We start from the raw sequence: 17,520 nt of genomic DNA on the forward strand, positions 1-17,520 counted from the left end.
AAGTATTTTTGAAGAGAGGCGAATCCCCGACCAATAGAATTGCCTCCTGAGGTCTTAGCACGTTCGGGAGTTTCTAACACCGCGGATGCCAGCGATTCGACGAGCGCGAGTAATCCCTGTATCCAGAATGCATTCGTTAATTCTGGGGTTGCTGATGCTTGCGCAACTGCTGATGGCGACCCGACTACCAGCCTCCAGCGCTCGCATTGTCCGGGATTGCCGCCAACCTTACCCCTGCATGGATCACGCCTGCGGCTGCATGAGCGCGCAGCAGTGCTGGGAGAGTTGCTGCTGCTTCACCAATTCCGAAAAGGTGGCCTGGGCGGAAGCTCAGGGTGTGGCGATCCCCGATTATGTGCGCGAAGCGGCCCGGGCGGAAGTCGCGGAAGAGATCCGAAAACCCGCGCCCAAAAAAAGCTGCTGCGAAGAAGGCGCTGCGGATTGTTGCTGTTCATCGCAGTCGAGTAAGTCTTGCTGCGACGAGGAACCTCACCCCACAAAGAGTATTGCGAAGAAAAAAAGCCTCGGTTGGTTGGTCATTCTGAATACTCTGCAGTGCCGGGCGCCCCGTCCGCTCGGAGCCTTTTCCTCCCAGCCTTCCGTGCCGATCACTTTGGAATCGCCGGCTACTCTCGAACAACCTTTTACAGGTTTGATTTCCTCTCACTCCGATACTTATCTGTCCGTATCTTCTCTTCCTTCCGTGCCGCCGCCGAAGAATCTCGCGGGCTGTTAACGATCCTATGACGAGGAGCGGCTCCCTTTAGGGAAGGCCGTTCGTCCGCGGATGTCGCCCTCCCGGCGAATACCCGTTAACGCCTGTCATTTCCTGCAACTAAACAACCACACCGCAAGCACTTCATTCCAGAGGTGCGCTTCCCTCTATTTACCGACCGTGCTGCACGTTCGGTCGGACACGTAAATTGGCAATATCGGAAAGACACATAGGTAATGTTTAAACTTCAAAAATATCGAACGGGTTTTACACTCATTGAATTGCTGGTGGTGATAGCCATCATCGCCGTACTGATCGGCCTGCTCCTGCCCGCGGTCCAAAAGGTCCGCGAAGCCGCGGCCCGCATGTCCTGCACCAACAACCTCAAACAATTGGGACTGGCGGCGCACAACTTTGCTTCCACCTTCGGCTTTCTACCTTCGGAATACGTGCCCAATCCGGGGCAGCCGCCGATATCCGGGAATTATCCCTATCCCTATCAGGATTGGCACGTCCAGCTGATGTTCTACATCGAACAGCAGAATGAAGTCACTAACGTTAACGGCGTTCTGACGCCGGTGAACGCAGCCACGGACACGTTGAAACTCTTCATCTGTCCCAGCCGGGGGAAGCGACCTGGACAGGCTTCGCCCAACTCGCCAGGGACCAGCCCGCCGTATGGGGGCATCAGCGATTACGGCTACTACGTCCTGGTGCCGTGGAATACTCCTGGAGCCCAGTGCATTCTCTGGAGCCCCTATGGCGTGGATCTTGGACAGATCTCCAATGCCAACGGGACTTCCAACACTGCCCTGCTTTCGCATCTGGGCGTCAATCCGACTGAGTACGGTTACGGCCCGACGACCTGGTTCAACTGCAACAACGCCACGGGGGGTGCCAGCGTGCCGGATAATCAGGTTCCCCTGGGAGCCTATCTGGTGCCGAACAGTTACAGCCCGCCCGATCTCAGTTCCCCGCACCCGGGCGTGAATCTGGTCACTTTTGCCGATGGTCACGTTCAGTCCATCACGCACGATTGGCTGACCCAGTATCAAAATCAGGTCTGGTCCTGGACAAATAGTACGCCCTTAGTCTTCCCGTAGATCTCGAGCCCCGGGGAGTCTTTTCCCCGGGGCTCCATTCCCGATTAGGATCGAGTTGGCAATTTAGGCAAGAAAGGAAAAGTATTTAGGCCGGGCAGGAAATAGCGACTGCGTTCAAATTGCTATCGCATTTTCACTTTGAGTTGCTTACGATTATCGTCCTTGAACTTTGTGTAATTGGGATGACCTGTCGCATGTCTTCAGTCCATTGGGACCGCTTCCGCAACACCCGTACTTTCGCCTCCCTCGACGGGCTGCGCTGTTTCAGCATTCTCGGCGTGATCGCCTATCACACGATGGAAACTGGCGTCAGCCAGACCATGATCCAGCGCGGCTACCTGGGCGTGGACATGTTCTTTGTGCTGAGCGGTTTTCTCATCGTCACGCTGCTATTGCGCGAACAGGATCGCACCCATACGATTTCCATCGGGCGTTTTTATGCCCGCCGGGCGCTGCGTATTTTCCCGCCCTATTATCTGCTGCTGTTTCTGCTGGCGATTTTGTACACTTTCGTGTCCAAAGGCACCCCGTTGAGTAAGGCCTTCTTCGAAGCCCTGCCCTACAACCTTACGTACACTTCGAACTGGATCGTCATGGACGGGATGATTCGCATCTTCTGGTCTTTAGCGACCGAAGAGCAGTTCTATCTCGTCTGGCCGTTCGTGCAAAAGTACTGCGGCCGAAAAATGATCTTCGGGTTATTGGCGTTCATCATCGGCGTTTCCCAGCTGATGAATTATCGACTGATTGATGCCGATTTTCGCCAGGTCTTCGGCGTCGGCTACCTCGATTTGAACATCCTGCAGGTGACTTTCACGCCGATTGCTCTGGGGGCTTTGCTGGCCAACCTGATGCATCGACAGGAAGGCTATCGGCTCGTCTACATTCTCACCGGTTACACCGGCGCTTCGGTGATCTGGTTCGTCTTGTTGATTGCCACGATGAACATTCCCGCCGCGGACATCGGCGGCACGCTGCGACTGACCATACAGTTGGTCATGACCGTCTTTCTGGCTTCCTGCGTCGTTCGCGAAGATCACCTGCTTCGGCCCCTACTGACCCTCTGGCCGATTCGCAAACTGGGGGTGATCAGCTACGGCGTCTACCTTTATCACACCCTGGGCCATCACTTCGGGCTGATCCTGTCGCGCAAAATCGGTCTGGAGTTGCCCGCCGTGGTCTTTGCCAACACGCTGGCGATCAGCGTGGGGTTGGCTTATCTCAGCTTCGTTTACTGGGAAAAATGGTTCCTCAATCTCAAGGACCGCCTGGCCCTTTCCTCCGCCCCGGCAGTGGAGATTTTCGGAACTCGAACCACTTTTGGCGATCGGCTCGGGATTCCCGAATCTCTCGAATCGGTGGGACTGAGCACCGAAACCCCCGAGAATAAAAGCGAAACCTAGAAAATAATTTCCCGATCCTGCCAATCAAATGGGCATCACATTTGACCTTACGGTCTGAATCATTATAATTTAGATCAAGTTAATGATATCGGCCGGTCGATCTTTCAAGACGAAAGTCATGTGCATGGATTCCCCCTTTATCACGGCAGCGGAAATTGAATCTGCCAACCTGGAACTGACCGGCCGGAGTGCCGAGGAAGTTCTGCGTTGGGCCGTGGGGCGTTTTGGCCATAAGTTGATGATGGCCACGGCTTTCGGTGCGGAAGGATGTTGCCTGATTCACATGCTGGCCCAGATCGATCCGACCATTCGCGTGATAAATCTGGATACTGGATACCAATTTAAGGAGACCCTGAAGCTCCGGGAACGCTTACTTTATACCTACGGCGTGGCAGTCGAGTTCATCCGGCCCGACACAACGGTCGAAGAATACGAGAGAATGCACGGCGGGCCGCTCTACGAACATCGTTCGGACCAATGCTGTTTTGACCGAAAAATCGTACCATTGCGTAAGGCGGTCGTCGGCTATCAGGCGTGGATCAGTTCGATTCGCAAGGATCAGACTGCGGATCGCGCCCGGGCCGATGTCGTGCAGTGGGATCCGAAGTTCGGGGTCGTCAAAGTGAATCCGATCCTCACTTGGAACTATAAGGACGTCTGGAACTTCATTTACAAAAATAACGTTCCCTACAATCCTCTGCACGATCAGGGTTATCCCAGTATCGGATGCTGGCCCTGCACTCAACCGGTGACTGAGGGCGCGGACGAACGGTCTGGGCGCTGGGCCGGGATGAAGAAAAAAGAGTGCGGCCTGCACGTGGTCGAGTATCAGCAAGGATCGGGAATTTAATCGAACGAAAGAGTATTCATGCGCGCATCTTTCTTCTCGATGAAAGCCGAATACGCCTGCGAGGCGATGATGGAGCTGGCGGCGCGGCATCGCGACCCGACCCCCATCCGGCTTAAGACCATCGCCGATGCGCACGGGATCCCCAAACGCTTTCTGGTGCAGATCCTGATTCAACTGAAAACCGGCGGCCTGGTCGAAAGCACCCGCGGTTCTTCCGGCGGCTATCAGCTGGCCCGCGATCCCGATCAGATTTCGCTGGCCGATATTATCGGGGTCATTGAGCGGACCGAGCCGGCCGAGAACAGTCTGGACCGAAACCGTTCCGAAAATTCCTGCAAGCGCGTGATCCATTCTCTCTGGAATGAAATCACCGAAGCGCAGCAGGCCATCCTGGAGCGAACCACCCTGGCGGAATTGATCAGCCGGGCCCGCGCTCAGGATTCCTTGATGTATTCGATTTAACCGAAGAGGAGTGTTGAATGCCGGATTTGATAGCGCCCCACGGGGGATTGAGCAAACCCATCGATCGCCGATTGACCAACCCCGAATGCCCGTATAAGGAATGGGCCGCCGGGACCGAGGCGCAATCCCTGAAGTTGAACGGCAGCACTCTGCCGACACTTAAAGTCAGCGATGCCGATCTTTCCACGCTCTATCGCATTGCCGACGGCGGACTCTCGCCGCTGACCGGTTCGATGACTTCCGAGGAATACAATCGCGTTCTCGAAGAAGAGGTGATCGTTCGCCAGGGCAAGAAATATGCCTGGACGATTCCCCTCGCTTTCCCGGCCACCGAAGAAGAAGCCAAGAGTCTGACCCCCGGCAAACCAGCCGCTCTCCTCAACAAAGAGGGCAAACTGGTCGGCCTGATTGAAGTTAAAGAAGTCTATCCCTGGGACAAGAAGAAATATAACGCTTCGGTTTATGCCACTGAGCGGAACGATCATCCTGGCGCCCGCATCGCCAATGAAGATCTCCGCACTTTCTTAGTCGGCGGCGATATCTGGGCCTATCCGCAACCCAAGCATCCTGCTTACGGAGACGTGGTTCTCTCTCCGGAAGAGACGCGCAAACTGTTCTCGGCCAAGGGTTGGGAGCGGGTGGTCGCTTTCCAGACCCGCAATCCCCTGCATCGGGCGCACGAATACGCGCTGGTCGTCGGCGCGGAAACGCTGGCTCGATTGGGCCACAAGGCCGGGGCCGTGTTGAATCCGCTGATCGGCGAAACCAAGGGAGACGATGTGGACGCCGTCACGCGCATGGCGACTTATCGCGCTCTGATCGAGCGTAAAGCACTCGGCGAAGGGGATACCGATACGGATCTGTGGAACAAGCTGGGCCGCAAGTTCACCGACAATCTGATTCTGCTCGGTTTGGATATCAAGATGTTCTATGCCGGGCCGAAAGAGGCGGTGATGCACGGCATCTATCGGCAGAACTTCGGGTTCACCGATATCATTATTGGTCGTAAGCACGCCGATGCGCCGTACGACGACGGCAAGGATATCTGGGACGGCCTGGCCGCGCAGCGCAAGTTCGACACGCTCAAGGGCGAGCTGTTGATTCAGCCGGTCAAAGTCGGTTTCGCGGCGTTCTTCGAGGAGTTGGGCCGGGTGGGTCTGGTTGACGAGTACGGCCCAAAGGGCTACAAGACGGTGAGCATCAGCGGCCGGGATCTGCGGGAGCAACTCCGCGGCGGCAAGCTGCCCGACCCGCGCATCATGCGTCCCGAAACGGCCCAGATTCTGATTGAGAGGATGAAGGGGTGAGGCTCAAATCCTGTCGCCCAACAGTTTTGAAAATGTGGGCCCCTCGACAAGTAGGTCGAAGGGCATTATTGTTTTGGGGACTGGAGTTACAGACTGACGAAGTTCCAGAATAAAGCTCTCTAAATTTCAAGTTCAAAATTTTGTAAGTGAATTCCATCCGCCGAACACGCCGCCCCCCTTTCGCGCAGCATATTGAGCCCCGTGCGGTTATAATTATTGAGGTATCCACAACTCAACGTTGCAGAGGATTCAACTAATGATCCCATCTCTACGGGAAGAGTTGGAGAAGGTCGCGAACCCCGATGTGGCTGAGGCAATAACGAAGACAACCAGTCGGCTTGCCAATGAGCTTGCCGGGGTTCTCGGTACTATCTCCTCGAAGGAACAGACCACTTTACTTCTTCTCATCAATCAGACAATGCTTGAAGAGATCGAATCTCGGAACAAGAAACTGGAACGTCGTCGTTTAAGTGAAATGAAAGATGAAAGTGCTCTATCCCACCAACTCAATATTTCGAGCGGCTTAGGGGAAAAGCTGAAGATTACCGACCCCGATTTGTTGCCGACCTGTGAAGTACCTTCCGAAGTGCTGGAACTTGCAAAGAGAGAATTTAATGACCAGGAAACTACTGCCGAAATCCGCCGAATTAGGGAATCAGGTGGCCTCTCTTTCAACGACTTTTTTGAAGAACTCGAACGTCTAGCCCGATCCAACAAATAAACGCCCATGGATGACTTAGTGCCCTACGAAGTTTCCTACTCCGAAAGAGTTCGGGAAGAACTTCGTGCCCTTATTGCCCGTGCAAAAAACGCTGGACTTGTCGATGAAGTTTTAAGTGCGCTTAAAGGTATTGAAAAACGATTGCGTCTTTATCCGCAGTTTGGTCAACCTTTGTGGAATCTTTCTGTCGAACCTGCTCAAATGTGGATGGGCGTAGTAGCTCCCCTAGTCATCCAGTATGTTCTGGATGAATCTCGTCGACAAGTAATGGTTGTTCATCCTATCACTCCCTTGCGCAACTCGGGTTTATAAAGCCTAACGCATAGATTCAATTTGATCATTTGCAAAATTCAAGCTTTGGCGGCAAGCTGCCCGATCCGCGGATCATGCGGCCCGAAACGGCCCAGATTCTGATCGAGCGGATGAAGGGGTAAGGGTTCAAATCCTGTCGCCCAACATTTTTGAAAAGTGGGCCCTTCCGCGAGAACGTCGAAGGGCATTAGCATTGTTGGACCAGAGTGCATCTTCGATTACGATAGTACCAAAATAAATCGGAGGCCTTTTAGACGAGCAGGGTGCGTCGTTGCCAGTTCACTAAAACGCGAATTGTGCACCCGAGTGTTCCATTCCAGTCATAGCCAAAGCCTTCGTCTTGCAGGCATTCGCAGATCTCGCGAGCGATGCCGAGTGCATTCTCGTTGTAGACTTCTTGAGCGACTTCGGACCCGTCTGCCGAGAGCCAACCGTAACCCATGTAGACTGACAGTTTCGTGTTTTCCGACAACTTTTCGGCCATATTCTGATCGATGAAAAATGCATAGCCACGAATCCGGTCCTGGAACCCGGGATGACGATGATCGATTACATCGATCCGATTTGAAAATTCGCCCAGTGTGCATGAGTCGCAGCAGGGTGAAACTTGCCACAGTAAAATGCCTCGTTCGCGTAAGGTCGCTTCCACTCGATCCAGACGATCGCAGTCTGTCTCTGAAGGCCATAAGGACTGTTCAGCCGCGAGCTGGGCTTCGGCCCGTTTGAGCTCATTGGCCGCAAATAGAATGAAAGAATCTTGTTCGTTATCAGGACATTGGTCCTGGAGGTATATATCGCGGCATGCTTCAAGAATGGCATTGTGGTCGTACCTCGACAGCCGAACTTCACCAAGAACGAACCACCGAAGCGTTGCCCGCATATCGTCGCGCGCCTTGTCGTTCCATTCGTCCTTCTGACTCATCCTCGGTTCTCCTATTGCACTTCTGCCCTGTGGATTAAAGTCTTATAGAATTTGGTAATCGCTTTAGCGGCACTAAATCGAAAATAGAGTAGCTAAAGGTGTGTAGGAAACGAACTCCTTCTCACTGGCCGGACTTTGATTTTTCTACTCTCAAGTTTGTCTCGTTCACCCCTATGATCCACCCGACATCCGCACGGCAGCCTTGTTGTTTGTTACGGCGGCATCTATATTCTCCATGTCTTCAATTCAAAGACACATGAGTCGATCTGCTTGGGGCCCCTGATGGCGCAAGACTTCAACACATTCCTGTTCGGTGATCTCCGCATTGCTACCGCAAGTAGTGGCCGGAGCGACTATGCCCACACCTTTGGTGGGCCGCACGATCGCAAAGGTACTTCCAGAGAGGACTGCAACGGGATACTTATCCATCTTTTACATCGCTTTGATCTGACCGATCCCGCAATTCCGATTCGCATCCCCGGTGTTCGCTGGCTGCCGCTGTATTACTGCTTCGACTTCCGTGCCAACGACCTGGGCTATCGGCTGATCTCCGATGATCAATTAGTGACCTACTTTCCCGATGACGACCCGAACGTTTCGAAGGAAGAGTCGTGGCCCGACGACGAGGGGTATCCTTTAGAATTTCCGAAGTCCAGCATCAAAATCGCGGCCTACTCTTATAACCCGACTAAATTAAATGACGCTTACCAGTGGGCTGGCATTTTCGGTATCGGGAATCTCTCGAAACGAGACCAATTAGCCGCGAAGAAACGTGTTGCCAAATGGATTGACAGCCTGGGATTTGAGGCCCCACCCGAGACGGACGAAGAATTCGACGAAGCATTTTCCAGTCCGTTTGCACAGGGCAAGCCAGATAGTCCCTGCTTGAATCCTGATTGCTCCAATTGGAAGAAAAAAGGTCAGTTGACTACGATTGCTCTGATGCCTGCGGAACCGGTCAAAGGCATCCGCACTTTCGGCCGTATGGGCGCTGGTGTGCAGTTGATTGTCCGCATGTGCCCTAGATGCTACACGATTCGAGTCAGCAATCAGTGCGACTGAGTGACAGTTGTTGCGGGATCTGCGGGAGCAACTCCGCGGCGGCAAGCTGCCCGATCTGCGCATCATGCAGCCCGAAACGGCCCAGATTTTGATCGAGCGGATGAGGGGATAAGGGTTAGTTATTTGTGTTTGGGCCGGCAGGGGTTCAAATCCCGCCGCCCCGACTTGACGAGACGAGAAGCCCTTCGGCGAGAACGTCGAAGGGCTTTTCTTGTTTGTTGCCAATGCTTTGCGCCGACCTGCGGTTCCGCTCATCCGGTCCAAAACGCCAAGCAACATCGGCTGAGCAGCCAGTGCAATGGCTGCAAGTCATTGGCTCAAAAGCGGTTGCAGAGTTCAAATCCAGCCGCCAGTTTCACTGTATTCGCGCCAACTCGTCCGACTGTCTGTCTGAACCTTCCGATGGCAATCGCTGTCTACAATAGGCCAAGCAATAGCAGGGAGAGCGAATGTGGGAACGAGCGCAGCAGAAAAACGCCAGAAACTCTTCGAGGTCAACAGCGCCGGCATGGCCGCTCTCGGCATGGGCGAGCCGGACACATTCGTCTGCCCTCTCTGCGTGAAGGTGTTCACGAAGGACGACCTGAAGCCGATAGGCACCCCGAAGGTGCCGGAGTTTCGGTTGACCCTGGCTCACATTATCCCCGAGGCGCTCGGCGGAAGGCTCTGCACGCTCGCCTGCAAGGACTGCAACAACGGCGTGGGAAAGGCACTCGAAGCCGCGCTGAAGGAGCAGTTCGTCGTTGAAGACGCGGTCAAGGGCACAGGCAAGTTGAGGGCGCGACTCGCCGGCGACTTCGGGAACGTGGGCGTCGAGGTCAGCTTCCCCGGCGACGGCGGCCAGCCCTGGCAACTGGAACCCGTGGCGAGAATCTCCAACCCGGTGCATGCGGCGTCGCTGGACAAGATGCTGGAGGGTACCGAGGCGAACCCGCAGGCGGGGCCGCGCAGTGAACTGAAGTTCGAGTACAAGCATCAGCCCGGCGTCGTCGGGGCGGCGCTGTACCACGTCGCCTACCTAATGATGTTCCACTATTTCGGCTATCCGTTCGTCGCGAGCCCGCTCGGGCATCAGCTGCGGGCGCAGTTCCGCGAGCCCGACAAGGACATCCTTCCCCGGTACTTCCCTGTACCGCCGGAGGACTGGGTCGCGGCCAACGTGGACGCCGCGCGAAAGCACGCCGTTGTGCTGATTCAGGAGCCGTACATCGGCATCCACATCATGATGCGCTTCCATCCCGACAAGGGGCTGCCCCGTGTTATCGGGGTTGCCCTATCCGACCTGGACGGGATGTCGTGGCCGACCGGCCCCGTAGGACTCGTTCGCGGGGCCATCGTCCGCATCAAGACCGATGGGGAGGAACTCCCGCCGTGGGTGCCACGGACGCGTGCGGTGGAGTAAGTAACAGACGAGATTCAACCTCAAGGGGGTTCCATTGGCACGCATTGTCGCGGACACGAACGTCTTCTACTACAATCTCGGGGCGGGCAATACCGCGCTCGAACTGGCCGATACCAAAGAGCATTGGCTCCGCATCACCCGGCAGAGTGTCAGTGGTGTCGGACCGACGCGCGGATGCGGGCGAGTGTCGCGTCGATCGAGCTTGAAGACGACAGGGGAGCGGTAAGCTTCAGAACGGAAGATGGGGAGCCAAGTCGCATGACGCCGATGTCATATCCGGAACTCGGAACACGAACGGCGGAGATCCGCCAGCGCCTCGCAGCGGCTGATGCCGTCCTGAATCCAGGCGAAGGCCTGGCGCAGGCGCTGACGCAGGCGGAGGTCGTCGCTAGAACCAACGGGCCGGTCCGCGGTACTCCTCAGCACGAGTTCCTCGCAAACGCGAGGGCATGCACCGCCATGTGGGACCTTGCGGGGATGCTGCGCACCTGCGCCACCCGCGCGCTCGACATGACGGCTCACCTGCGGAACATCACCACCGGCACGGTCGATTTCGGGGTGCCGGCCGCGCCCAACTCGCAAAGTCACTACTTCAAGGATTTCCAGCTTGAGCTGTATGTCGCGGCGCAGTGCATCACGGACAACGTGCCTCACGTCGCGCTGAACCCTGTCCCTAACGCGCCCGACGGCGACCTCTACCTTGAGACTCTTCGTTGCGAGATCAAGCACCCCAACTCGCTCGGCCAGCTGAGCGACTATCTCAAGAAGTTCAACAAGGCACTTCAGGACCGTAACCTGTACGGGGTGTTCGTCACCGGCATTGAAGACATGTTCAGCGTGTTCCCGCCCGAGATGTTCCCCGACGACGCGGCGTTCCAGGCATGGCTCACGCAGAAGCGGCAGGAGGCGGACTTCTACGCGAGGACGTTTTTCCGGATGGCCGCGGGTCGTGACCGTATCCTCGCGACCGTCCAGCTGTGGAGCTTCTGGTACCAGGCCGGAGGCGCGGTGTCGCTTCACCGCGAAGGAAATGCCATCGTCTTCGACCACCGCGCCGGAATCCCGGCTCAACAGCAGCAGGACGCAGAGCGGATCGCCCGGGTCTTCAATCCGCACTTCCGCAGATGGACCCAGATCGAGACGGCCGTCCAAAATCTCATCAGCGACAGCGAAAGGACGCGTCTGCGCGAGTCCCTGCACAAGAAGGCCTACCAGATCTGGCAAGGCGAGGGCGAGCCCAGAGAGGGCCGCGCCCTCGCGAACTGGCTCCAGGCCAAATCCGACTACGGCTTGGTACTGAACACGACGATCTGAGCGCCGGACATACCCTCGGCGGCAAGCACTCTGTGCATTGGTCTTATCGATCGAAGCGTTCGCGGCTTTGCTCCTTGCGCCCGTCGGTGTTCACGACCGAAGCGAGAAACGGCGAGTGGCGAATCGCCCCGGTCACATCGCGTTCTAAGGCTGACCAAACTGGACGCTTTGGTCGCAACCACTTACTTCATAATGTCTTGTGGTTCTGATCCTTTGTCCGATTTCCGGGGGAAATGCCGCCGAATCCCGGCTTCCCAGCCCCTGATCCCGGCCAGAAAAAGTTCTAACGGCGTCTTGTCGCCCCGACTATTTTCAGACACAAGCACTTCGCCGACAACTCCAGGTCCAACGCATCCTTCCCTCGGCTCTTCAAACCAAGCTCTCGCTCAACCTTTTTTCCCCTGGCGACTTCCTGAAGCCTTGGCAGCTTTAACCGCCTTTGGAGCGGTTTTGGGACTTGTCCGCTTGCTGGCTGTGGTCGATCGAATGACCACCGCTCCACGTCCAGTACTCGCGAAGGGCACCGGATTGAGTGTGAGGGCTTGATCGATCAGTCGAGCTACTCCCGGTTGAGAAAGTGTCGATTTATTTTCCACTTCGATCAGTCGCGTCTGCTTGCCGGATCCCTGCAACAATTTCTCCGGATCGGACAATTCCTTGCCCCGATTGAAATAGAGTTGAACGCCTTTGGCACTTCCGCGTAAGGCCAACACGCCCTCGTAGCCGCGCTCGTTCGGGGTGTAGCTGATCACGAAGCTGTCGCGATACTCATACACCACTTCGATGGCGGTGGGCAGCCGCTTTCGCAGCGCTTTTCGCACGGCTACCAGAAGCGGCAAATGTGCAGGAGCGAACTTATCAACCAGTGTCAGCAGCTGAGCTTCCGCCGCTTTGCGATCGGCAGTCGATTGCGTCTTTTCCGGGACTTCGGTTTTTGCTTTCACTGATCGGGAGGTGGCTGTTGTTTTCTTCGTGCTCATAAAAAACCTTGCAGATCGGATCAGGAAGGTACAGAAGTATCGTTTTTCCTTTTTTGTAAGAAGGGACCGACTTTTTTAATAGCGAAATTTACTCGAACCGCACCGGCATGATAGTTGCCCAAAGCACCTCCGGATTTTCAAGGAATTTATGAATCTTCAATTCGAAGGAGCAACAATGGCCGGAACAAACAGGATACTCATCATCGTTACGAATGTCGGGGAATACGAAAAAGTCGGCTTTCGAACTGGGCTTTGGCTGGGAGAGATGACGCATTTTTGGGATGTCGCGGAGCAGGCGGGCTATCGAATGGATATCGCTAGTCCTTTGGGCGGTTTCATTCCCATCGATCCCGAAAGCCTCGCTCACGATGTGCTTAAGATGGGCGAGACCGACAAACGATATATGGATCGCGCTTTCATGGATCAATTGAAGAACACCCGGAAAGTCGCCGAGGTCGATGCGGCCAACTACGACGCGATTTATATGACCGGCGGCCATGGTGTCTGTTTCGATTTCAATAAGAGCACCGATCTTGCGAAGTTGACCGCCGAGTTCTACGAGTCCGGCAAGATTGTGTCGGCCGTGTGTCATGGCCCTGCGGGTCTTTTGGAAGTGAAGCTCAGTACTGGCGACTATCTGATTGCCGGGAAGCAGGTGACCGGTTTCTCCTGGAATGAAGAAATCAAAGCGGGTCGGGAAGCAGCGGTGCCCTACAACCTCGAGGAGCAACTGCAAAAGCGGGGCGCCAAGTACGGCAAGGCCTGGATGGCGTTCGCCTCGCATATTGTCGAAGATGGTCGGCTGATCACCGGCCAGAACCCCGCCAGTGCGGAAGGGGTGGGCAAGGCCGTCGTAAAACAGCTTCGAAAAGCCAAATAATTCGAGAATTGTTTGACTGTAAACTCCGGTCTTCATTTCGAGCCGGGGTTTATGGAACAAGATTTCGTTTCAGTAAATTCTTTCCCTTTCGGATATTAGAATCCCTTCCGCTATGCATTTTTGTGGCCATTTCCGCCCTTGTAGTCTTTGATAATAGCAGACCATACAAATGCGAAAGGACGGGCAGATGACGGACGAAATTCAAGAGTACGCGTACCGGCCCAAATTCAAGACGATACTAATCATGCTGATCCTAGGTGCGCTTGGTGCCATCTTCGCGTCTTCGAAGGCCGTTCATAACAATCGCAGGCTTATTATTTTTCGTATCATCGAACTCGACCCATCGGAGGCGAGTATTTTTTATTGGATTTTAGCCGCTTTCTGCGCCGCGATAGTCTTAACCTCCCTAGCGCTCACGTACCATCGAATGACCTTCCATCAGCGCGTGGTCATCGGCCCGCAGTCGATAATCGTTCCGGCCTCGCGCTGGTCGCACGAAGAAAAGGAAATCGAATATCGCAATATCATCAATCTTTCGCGGTCGGAGATTAACAAACTGCTGATTATCTACATAATGCATACTGGCGGTAAAAACCATATTAATGCTGATTTTATGCCATCCAAAGCGGCCTATGAAGAGTGTTGCGAATTAATAACCTCTCGGGTCCGAGCATCTCGCGAATCGCAACATCCGAACGCTTCGGATTCAACAGTTGAATAGCGTTAAATCTAGGTGAATGCCTGCCATTGTAACATTCAGGAATCTCCTCTGGAAAAGGGGGAACAACCAGGAGTCCCGCGAGGAGTGTGCCACGCTGTGCTTGAGTAGCTTCTTGAATTTTTGCCTGCACAAGTCCGTTCTTTGACATTATCTGCATGGTCTGCACGAAAGCCTGCAAGCTCTGCGGCGATTAGTGGGAACACCAAAGAGATCCGATTATGAAGCAGTGTGCTAAAGAGTGCCGTAAATGCGACAAGGCCTGCCGGGAGATATTAAAGCATACGGGAAATGAGAGCGGGTATTCCGTGCGAAGCTGGTTGAAGAAGATTTTAGCGGAAGTGGACTGGGACATTTTTCGCAATTCCGATCGGAATCAATAGGTCGGGAATTGACGGAAGAAAAACTTGGCATCCAGTTTCAACGAATAATGAACGAAAGAACTGCTTGATTTTAGCTTTTTTCTGATACGTCGAAGGACTTTATTTCTCAAAACTTACCCAACTCTCGGGAAGCCATGACAGGAAATTCTGAAGACGGGCCGCAGCTTCCTTTATGCTCATGTTTTCCGCTGAGGAATCGTCTTCGTGTGCCCAACGATTGCGTACCCTTCGAACCGCCTGAGCATTAGCTCGGATCGACGCCGAAATTCCCTGCCCTCTCCGGCCACCGATCGAATCGATCAACACGGCTGCGTCTTCGCGACGGGTCGAGTCGTTATGTCTGGCCCGGTCGAATGACCTCAGACCAGCTTCAAACGCTGCGAACAATCTTACGAGGTAAGTGCCTTCGAGGTTTTCGTAGGCAGTCCGAAGGCTCGAGCGGACGGACTCGCTCTCAACGAGAATAGATGGATTTTTGGCAACTTCGTTCAGAAGGCGGTCCACCGCGAATTGGGCAGCTCTGTATTCGCGCTCGACCTCCTTGAGATGTTCGTGCCAGTCAAACCGAAGGTGTGGCATGGGCGGCGATGGAGTCGAGGACGCGGACCAGAGATTTCTCATCCAAAGAAAGAGTGTCGGGTTCGTTGAAAGACTCAGCAAGCGTATCGTCCGAGAAGGAGTAATGGATCATCCATTGATTTTCGCGGAAATACAAACTGGCCAAGTCTTCGTAGGTCGGCATCAAATAAAGGTCGACTGCTGCATCAGCTCCCGGGACGTCATACGCGACCGGGTCGAGCAGCACGCGGGTCGGACCCTTTTGCAGATAGAGTGCGGAGATTTCAAAAATGGAACGATCTGATGCCCGCATTCGCTTGGGATAAAGCTTTGTCGTCCAACCGACGGGCTCGGCCCAGGTTTTCACGTTCTCAATAAGATCGTCTACGAGCCGTATAAATTGAGTCTGCGTATTCGACATGGGCGCTCTCCGATAATTCCCAAGGGCACAATATACTTTAATAATTATATCAAGCCTTAGCCTGAGACGCGTCTGGAGAGTCTTCTGAGCTCCAAAATTGGCAAGATAGAAGCTTAATAACTTTCCTCGCCCAGATTACCGAACAGGAACTGGCACCTGCGGCGCCATTCTCTGTACGCTTTTGTTCGTGAAAGTACTCAATCCTTCTTCTTCCCGCCTACGACAATCTTGGTCACCACTTCCTTGCCGTCCCGCGTGTCCGTGAAGATCGTGGCTTCGACCCCTTCCTTTACCGATTTCAAGCCATCGGGCAGCTCAGGCGTTTTAGCCCCTTTGCCTTTCTTATGAAAGGTCGCAGTCTTATCGACACTCAGAACCTTCTGCTTGCCGTCCACGGTGATAGTGATCGTACTGTCTTCACCGTCGCGCTTGATCTTGCTGATTTTGGAGGTGTACTCCTCCGCCGAGATCAGACTGATGAAGACGAACAGGGCGACAAAAGGGGCCAGCATTCTTCGCATCGCAATAATCTCCTGATTTCGGCTAAGAACTCGTTAGGGAATTGAACCCGAACCCACCCGGCCGGTTTCGAATACTCGCTTATCCCCACATTCCCAAGAGTATCAAACCCTATTTTAGCTTAAAAAGCTCATATATTCTTATGTTTGATCTTGCATTAGCTCGAATTGCCCGTTATTCGCAGTAAATTATCCGAATAACTGGAATCGAATTATGCCTCGTTCACGAATTTCGATTGCTCTATTGGTGGGACTATTCTCGATTGGTTGTGCCTCGCTGACTTCCACCCCTTTGTCCTCGGAATCTGTCGAGATTGCACCTCAAGTGCCCCGAGTTGAAGAGTCGGAAACGCAAAATACTTACTGGGGCGGCCTGACGGGGCAACTGAGTCAGGCCGGGCACTGGGTCCAGTCCAACGTCAGTTTTAATACGGCCCTGATCTATTGCAATAATGGCCAGCACTGGCTGCAGGAAAACGAATCGGTGAAAATCGGCCTCGAATATATGTCTCAAGCGAAATCGTGGGTCGTTGAAAATGTCTCGGTAAAGACCGTGATGCTTCAGGTCGACAAAGTCGATCGCTGGATGGAAGACAAGGAAACGCTGAAGAAGAGCTTGTACGGCGTGGAATTAATGGCGCAAGTTGTAGGTGTTGTCGGCGGCGTTGCTGCGAAAGTGGCGCTGCACTAATTGAAGTCAAATCTTTCAGTTTTTTTCGAGCGATTGAAATCATGATCTACCGTAGCCCCATATCCCTTTCCGCGATCCTCGGCCTGCTCTTGAGCGGCTGCACTTTTTCTAAGCCCCAACCGGATGGCAGCGTCAAGTACACGCCGTATGGTAAGTTGGTTCGCTGGTCGGATCGCCATCCTTTACTTCCATCCAAAGAACAGGCTACCGCATTAGCCGTGGTGGGAGTGGCCGCCGTGGGGTTGGGCTACCTTGCGCTTCACGAGATAGAAAAAGGTCGCCTCAACCTCGATTTCCTTTCGGAAGATGACAACACCACTTCGGACAACACACAGAATCAAAACGCGACTCAAGCTCCAAGCCCGCCTCCTCCACCTCCTAAAGCTCGCTCCCATTGATTCGAAATTTCCCGAGATTCAACACCCGGCCGATTCCGAGACCTAGAATAAAGGAATGAGCAGCGAGACAATCACCTGCCCGGATCGCCCGATGTTAATCCGGATACTCGAGGGAAAAGCCCCACCAGAAGAAGGGGAAGCGCTGGCTCAGCACGTCGAAAACTGTCCCCAGTGTTCGGCTCAAATCCTTCGCCTCCGGGAAGAATCAACTCCAGTTCCCTTATCCGTACCCCCACAACTGCAGCGCCCCTGGAAAGCGTTCTGGATGTTCGCGGCCACCCTGCTGATCGTTTCCATAGCCATCTACTGCGTAGTGCAGCAGGTACATCGCCCGTAACTGCCTGTTCCGAGCTTTTGGCACATCGCTTGCGTTATTCAGCGTCAAAATTTCAGTCCCGCG

General features: G+C 54.4%; 22 protein-coding genes. 17 read left to right on the forward strand and 5 right to left on the reverse strand.

What is annotated here, in order from left to right; all coding sequences use genetic code 11:
• Positions 1-154: 154 nt before the first annotated feature.
• The 8 genes from KIH39_RS20710 to KIH39_RS20750 all read left to right on the forward strand — a co-directional run bounded on the left by KIH39_RS20710 (position 155) and on the right by KIH39_RS20750 (position 6,873).
• Positions 155-736 carry a hypothetical protein gene (locus tag KIH39_RS20710; protein WP_213495124.1) on the forward strand — a complete coding sequence of 194 codons (582 nt, stop codon included), beginning with the start codon at positions 155-157 and terminating at the stop codon, positions 734-736.
• 215 nt (positions 737-951) lie between these two features.
• Positions 952-1,818 carry a DUF1559 family PulG-like putative transporter gene (locus tag KIH39_RS20715; protein WP_213495125.1) on the forward strand — a complete coding sequence of 289 codons (867 nt, stop codon included), beginning with the start codon at positions 952-954 and terminating at the stop codon, positions 1,816-1,818.
• A gap of 194 nt (positions 1,819-2,012) precedes the next feature.
• The gene (locus tag KIH39_RS20725; RefSeq protein ID WP_213495127.1) at positions 2,013-3,221 is read left to right on the forward strand and encodes an acyltransferase family protein; all 1,209 of its coding nucleotides are present in this window, start codon (positions 2,013-2,015) and stop codon (positions 3,219-3,221) included.
• Between the two features lie 124 nt (positions 3,222-3,345).
• Positions 3,346-4,071, forward strand: coding sequence for a phosphoadenylyl-sulfate reductase (locus KIH39_RS20730; RefSeq protein WP_213495128.1), 726 nt, complete (start codon positions 3,346-3,348; stop codon positions 4,069-4,071).
• A gap of 18 nt (positions 4,072-4,089) precedes the next feature.
• Positions 4,090-4,533: an RrF2 family transcriptional regulator gene (locus tag KIH39_RS20735; RefSeq protein WP_213495129.1), complete on the forward strand. Its 444-nt coding sequence runs from the start codon at positions 4,090-4,092 to the stop codon at positions 4,531-4,533.
• Between the two features lie 17 nt (positions 4,534-4,550).
• Positions 4,551-5,840: a nucleotidyl transferase family protein gene (locus KIH39_RS20740; RefSeq protein ID WP_213495130.1), complete on the forward strand. Its 1,290-nt coding sequence runs from the start codon at positions 4,551-4,553 to the stop codon at positions 5,838-5,840.
• A 280-nt stretch (positions 5,841-6,120) separates the two neighbouring features.
• Positions 6,121-6,561 (forward strand): hypothetical protein, encoded by a 441-nt coding sequence (locus KIH39_RS20745; RefSeq protein WP_213495131.1) that lies wholly within the window; start codon positions 6,121-6,123, stop codon positions 6,559-6,561.
• 6 nt (positions 6,562-6,567) lie between these two features.
• On the forward strand, positions 6,568-6,873 hold the full coding sequence (locus KIH39_RS20750) for a hypothetical protein (protein WP_213495132.1): 306 nt from the start codon (positions 6,568-6,570) through the stop codon (positions 6,871-6,873).
• A 250-nt stretch (positions 6,874-7,123) separates the two neighbouring features.
• Here KIH39_RS20750 and KIH39_RS20755 read toward each other — a convergent pair whose 3' ends face one another.
• Positions 7,124-7,795 carry a DUF6891 domain-containing protein gene (locus tag KIH39_RS20755; RefSeq protein WP_213495133.1) on the reverse strand — a complete coding sequence of 224 codons (672 nt, stop codon included), beginning with the start codon at positions 7,793-7,795 and terminating at the stop codon, positions 7,124-7,126.
• Between the two features lie 282 nt (positions 7,796-8,077).
• Between KIH39_RS20755 and KIH39_RS20760 the strand changes: the two genes are divergently transcribed.
• From KIH39_RS20760 to KIH39_RS20775, 4 genes are all read left to right on the forward strand, one after another.
• Positions 8,078-8,857: a hypothetical protein gene (locus KIH39_RS20760; RefSeq protein ID WP_213495134.1), complete on the forward strand. Its 780-nt coding sequence runs from the start codon at positions 8,078-8,080 to the stop codon at positions 8,855-8,857.
• A 451-nt stretch (positions 8,858-9,308) separates the two neighbouring features.
• Positions 9,309-10,259 (forward strand): HNH endonuclease, encoded by a 951-nt coding sequence (locus tag KIH39_RS20765; protein WP_213495135.1) that lies wholly within the window; start codon positions 9,309-9,311, stop codon positions 10,257-10,259.
• Between the two features lie 34 nt (positions 10,260-10,293).
• Positions 10,294-10,485 carry a hypothetical protein gene (locus KIH39_RS20770; RefSeq protein WP_213495136.1) on the forward strand — a complete coding sequence of 64 codons (192 nt, stop codon included), beginning with the start codon at positions 10,294-10,296 and terminating at the stop codon, positions 10,483-10,485.
• A gap of 32 nt (positions 10,486-10,517) precedes the next feature.
• Complete coding sequence (locus KIH39_RS20775; protein ID WP_213495137.1) at positions 10,518-11,573, forward strand: DUF2934 domain-containing protein; 1,056 nt, start codon at positions 10,518-10,520, stop codon at positions 11,571-11,573.
• Between the two features lie 386 nt (positions 11,574-11,959).
• Here the strand turns inward: KIH39_RS20775 and KIH39_RS20780 are convergent, their stop codons facing one another.
• Positions 11,960-12,553 (reverse strand): DUF1801 domain-containing protein, encoded by a 594-nt coding sequence (locus tag KIH39_RS20780; RefSeq protein WP_213495138.1) that lies wholly within the window; start codon positions 12,551-12,553, stop codon positions 11,960-11,962.
• Between the two features lie 175 nt (positions 12,554-12,728).
• Here KIH39_RS20780 and KIH39_RS20785 point away from each other — a divergent pair, with 175 nt between their 5' ends.
• Positions 12,729-13,433 (forward strand): type 1 glutamine amidotransferase domain-containing protein, encoded by a 705-nt coding sequence (locus tag KIH39_RS20785; RefSeq protein ID WP_213495139.1) that lies wholly within the window; start codon positions 12,729-12,731, stop codon positions 13,431-13,433.
• Between the two features lie 187 nt (positions 13,434-13,620).
• Positions 13,621-14,154, forward strand: a complete 534-nt coding sequence (locus KIH39_RS20790; RefSeq protein ID WP_213495140.1) for a hypothetical protein — start codon at positions 13,621-13,623, stop codon at positions 14,152-14,154.
• Between the two features lie 479 nt (positions 14,155-14,633).
• On the opposite strand, the gene KIH39_RS20795 is transcribed toward KIH39_RS20790, so the two are convergent.
• The 3 genes from KIH39_RS20795 to KIH39_RS20805 all read right to left on the reverse strand — a co-directional run bounded on the left by KIH39_RS20795 (position 14,634) and on the right by KIH39_RS20805 (position 16,034).
• A complete protein-coding gene (locus KIH39_RS20795; RefSeq protein ID WP_213495141.1) occupies positions 14,634-15,113 on the reverse strand; it encodes a hypothetical protein in 480 nt (159 codons plus the stop codon).
• Complete coding sequence (locus tag KIH39_RS20800; RefSeq protein ID WP_213495142.1) at positions 15,094-15,513, reverse strand: hypothetical protein; 420 nt, start codon at positions 15,511-15,513, stop codon at positions 15,094-15,096. Before KIH39_RS20800 ends, KIH39_RS20795 begins: the two co-directional genes overlap by 20 nt.
• 197 nt (positions 15,514-15,710) lie before the next feature.
• Positions 15,711-16,034 carry a hypothetical protein gene (locus KIH39_RS20805; protein WP_213495143.1) on the reverse strand — a complete coding sequence of 108 codons (324 nt, stop codon included), beginning with the start codon at positions 16,032-16,034 and terminating at the stop codon, positions 15,711-15,713.
• A 211-nt stretch (positions 16,035-16,245) separates the two neighbouring features.
• Here KIH39_RS20805 and KIH39_RS20810 point away from each other — a divergent pair, with 211 nt between their 5' ends.
• The 3 genes from KIH39_RS20810 to KIH39_RS20820 are packed head-to-tail and all read left to right on the forward strand — an operon-like array spanning position 16,246 to position 17,457.
• Positions 16,246-16,722: a hypothetical protein gene (locus KIH39_RS20810; RefSeq protein ID WP_213495144.1), complete on the forward strand. Its 477-nt coding sequence runs from the start codon at positions 16,246-16,248 to the stop codon at positions 16,720-16,722.
• Between the two features lie 41 nt (positions 16,723-16,763).
• The gene (locus KIH39_RS20815; RefSeq protein WP_213495145.1) at positions 16,764-17,120 is read left to right on the forward strand and encodes a hypothetical protein; all 357 of its coding nucleotides are present in this window, start codon (positions 16,764-16,766) and stop codon (positions 17,118-17,120) included.
• Between the two features lie 55 nt (positions 17,121-17,175).
• Positions 17,176-17,457, forward strand: coding sequence for an anti-sigma factor (locus KIH39_RS20820; protein ID WP_213495146.1), 282 nt, complete (start codon positions 17,176-17,178; stop codon positions 17,455-17,457).
• Positions 17,458-17,520: the final 63 nt, after the last annotated feature.

The sequence above is a fragment of the Telmatocola sphagniphila genome, assembly GCF_018398935.1.
In the GTDB taxonomy this organism is placed as follows: Bacteria; Planctomycetota; Planctomycetia; order Gemmatales; family Gemmataceae; genus Telmatocola; species Telmatocola sphagniphila.

What these genes read in the sequence shown, in the direction of transcription:
- KIH39_RS20710 (WP_213495124.1), top strand. Translation starts at nt 155, where the DNA reads ATGCTTGCGCAACTGCTGATGGCGACCCGACTACCAGCCTCCAGCGCT.
- KIH39_RS20715 (WP_213495125.1), top strand. Translation starts at nt 952, where the DNA reads ATGTTTAAACTTCAAAAATATCGAACGGGTTTTACACTCATTGAATTG.
- KIH39_RS20725 (WP_213495127.1), top strand. Translation starts at nt 2,013, where the DNA reads ATGTCTTCAGTCCATTGGGACCGCTTCCGCAACACCCGTACTTTCGCC.
- KIH39_RS20730 (WP_213495128.1), top strand. Translation starts at nt 3,346, where the DNA reads ATGGATTCCCCCTTTATCACGGCAGCGGAAATTGAATCTGCCAACCTG.
- KIH39_RS20735 (WP_213495129.1), top strand. Translation starts at nt 4,090, where the DNA reads ATGCGCGCATCTTTCTTCTCGATGAAAGCCGAATACGCCTGCGAGGCG.
- KIH39_RS20740 (WP_213495130.1), top strand. Translation starts at nt 4,551, where the DNA reads ATGCCGGATTTGATAGCGCCCCACGGGGGATTGAGCAAACCCATCGAT.
- KIH39_RS20750 (WP_213495132.1), top strand. Translation starts at nt 6,568, where the DNA reads ATGGATGACTTAGTGCCCTACGAAGTTTCCTACTCCGAAAGAGTTCGG.
- KIH39_RS20755 (WP_213495133.1), bottom strand. Translation starts at nt 7,795, where the DNA reads ATGAGTCAGAAGGACGAATGGAACGACAAGGCGCGCGACGATATGCGG.
- KIH39_RS20760 (WP_213495134.1), top strand. Translation starts at nt 8,078, where the DNA reads ATGGCGCAAGACTTCAACACATTCCTGTTCGGTGATCTCCGCATTGCT.
- KIH39_RS20775 (WP_213495137.1), top strand. Translation starts at nt 10,518, where the DNA reads ATGACGCCGATGTCATATCCGGAACTCGGAACACGAACGGCGGAGATC.
- KIH39_RS20780 (WP_213495138.1), bottom strand. Translation starts at nt 12,553, where the DNA reads ATGAGCACGAAGAAAACAACAGCCACCTCCCGATCAGTGAAAGCAAAA.
- KIH39_RS20785 (WP_213495139.1), top strand. Translation starts at nt 12,729, where the DNA reads ATGGCCGGAACAAACAGGATACTCATCATCGTTACGAATGTCGGGGAA.
- KIH39_RS20790 (WP_213495140.1), top strand. Translation starts at nt 13,621, where the DNA reads ATGACGGACGAAATTCAAGAGTACGCGTACCGGCCCAAATTCAAGACG.
- KIH39_RS20795 (WP_213495141.1), bottom strand. Translation starts at nt 15,113, where the DNA reads ATGCCACACCTTCGGTTTGACTGGCACGAACATCTCAAGGAGGTCGAG.
- KIH39_RS20800 (WP_213495142.1), bottom strand. Translation starts at nt 15,513, where the DNA reads ATGTCGAATACGCAGACTCAATTTATACGGCTCGTAGACGATCTTATT.
- KIH39_RS20805 (WP_213495143.1), bottom strand. Translation starts at nt 16,034, where the DNA reads ATGCGAAGAATGCTGGCCCCTTTTGTCGCCCTGTTCGTCTTCATCAGT.
- KIH39_RS20810 (WP_213495144.1), top strand. Translation starts at nt 16,246, where the DNA reads ATGCCTCGTTCACGAATTTCGATTGCTCTATTGGTGGGACTATTCTCG.
- KIH39_RS20815 (WP_213495145.1), top strand. Translation starts at nt 16,764, where the DNA reads ATGATCTACCGTAGCCCCATATCCCTTTCCGCGATCCTCGGCCTGCTC.
- KIH39_RS20820 (WP_213495146.1), top strand. Translation starts at nt 17,176, where the DNA reads ATGAGCAGCGAGACAATCACCTGCCCGGATCGCCCGATGTTAATCCGG.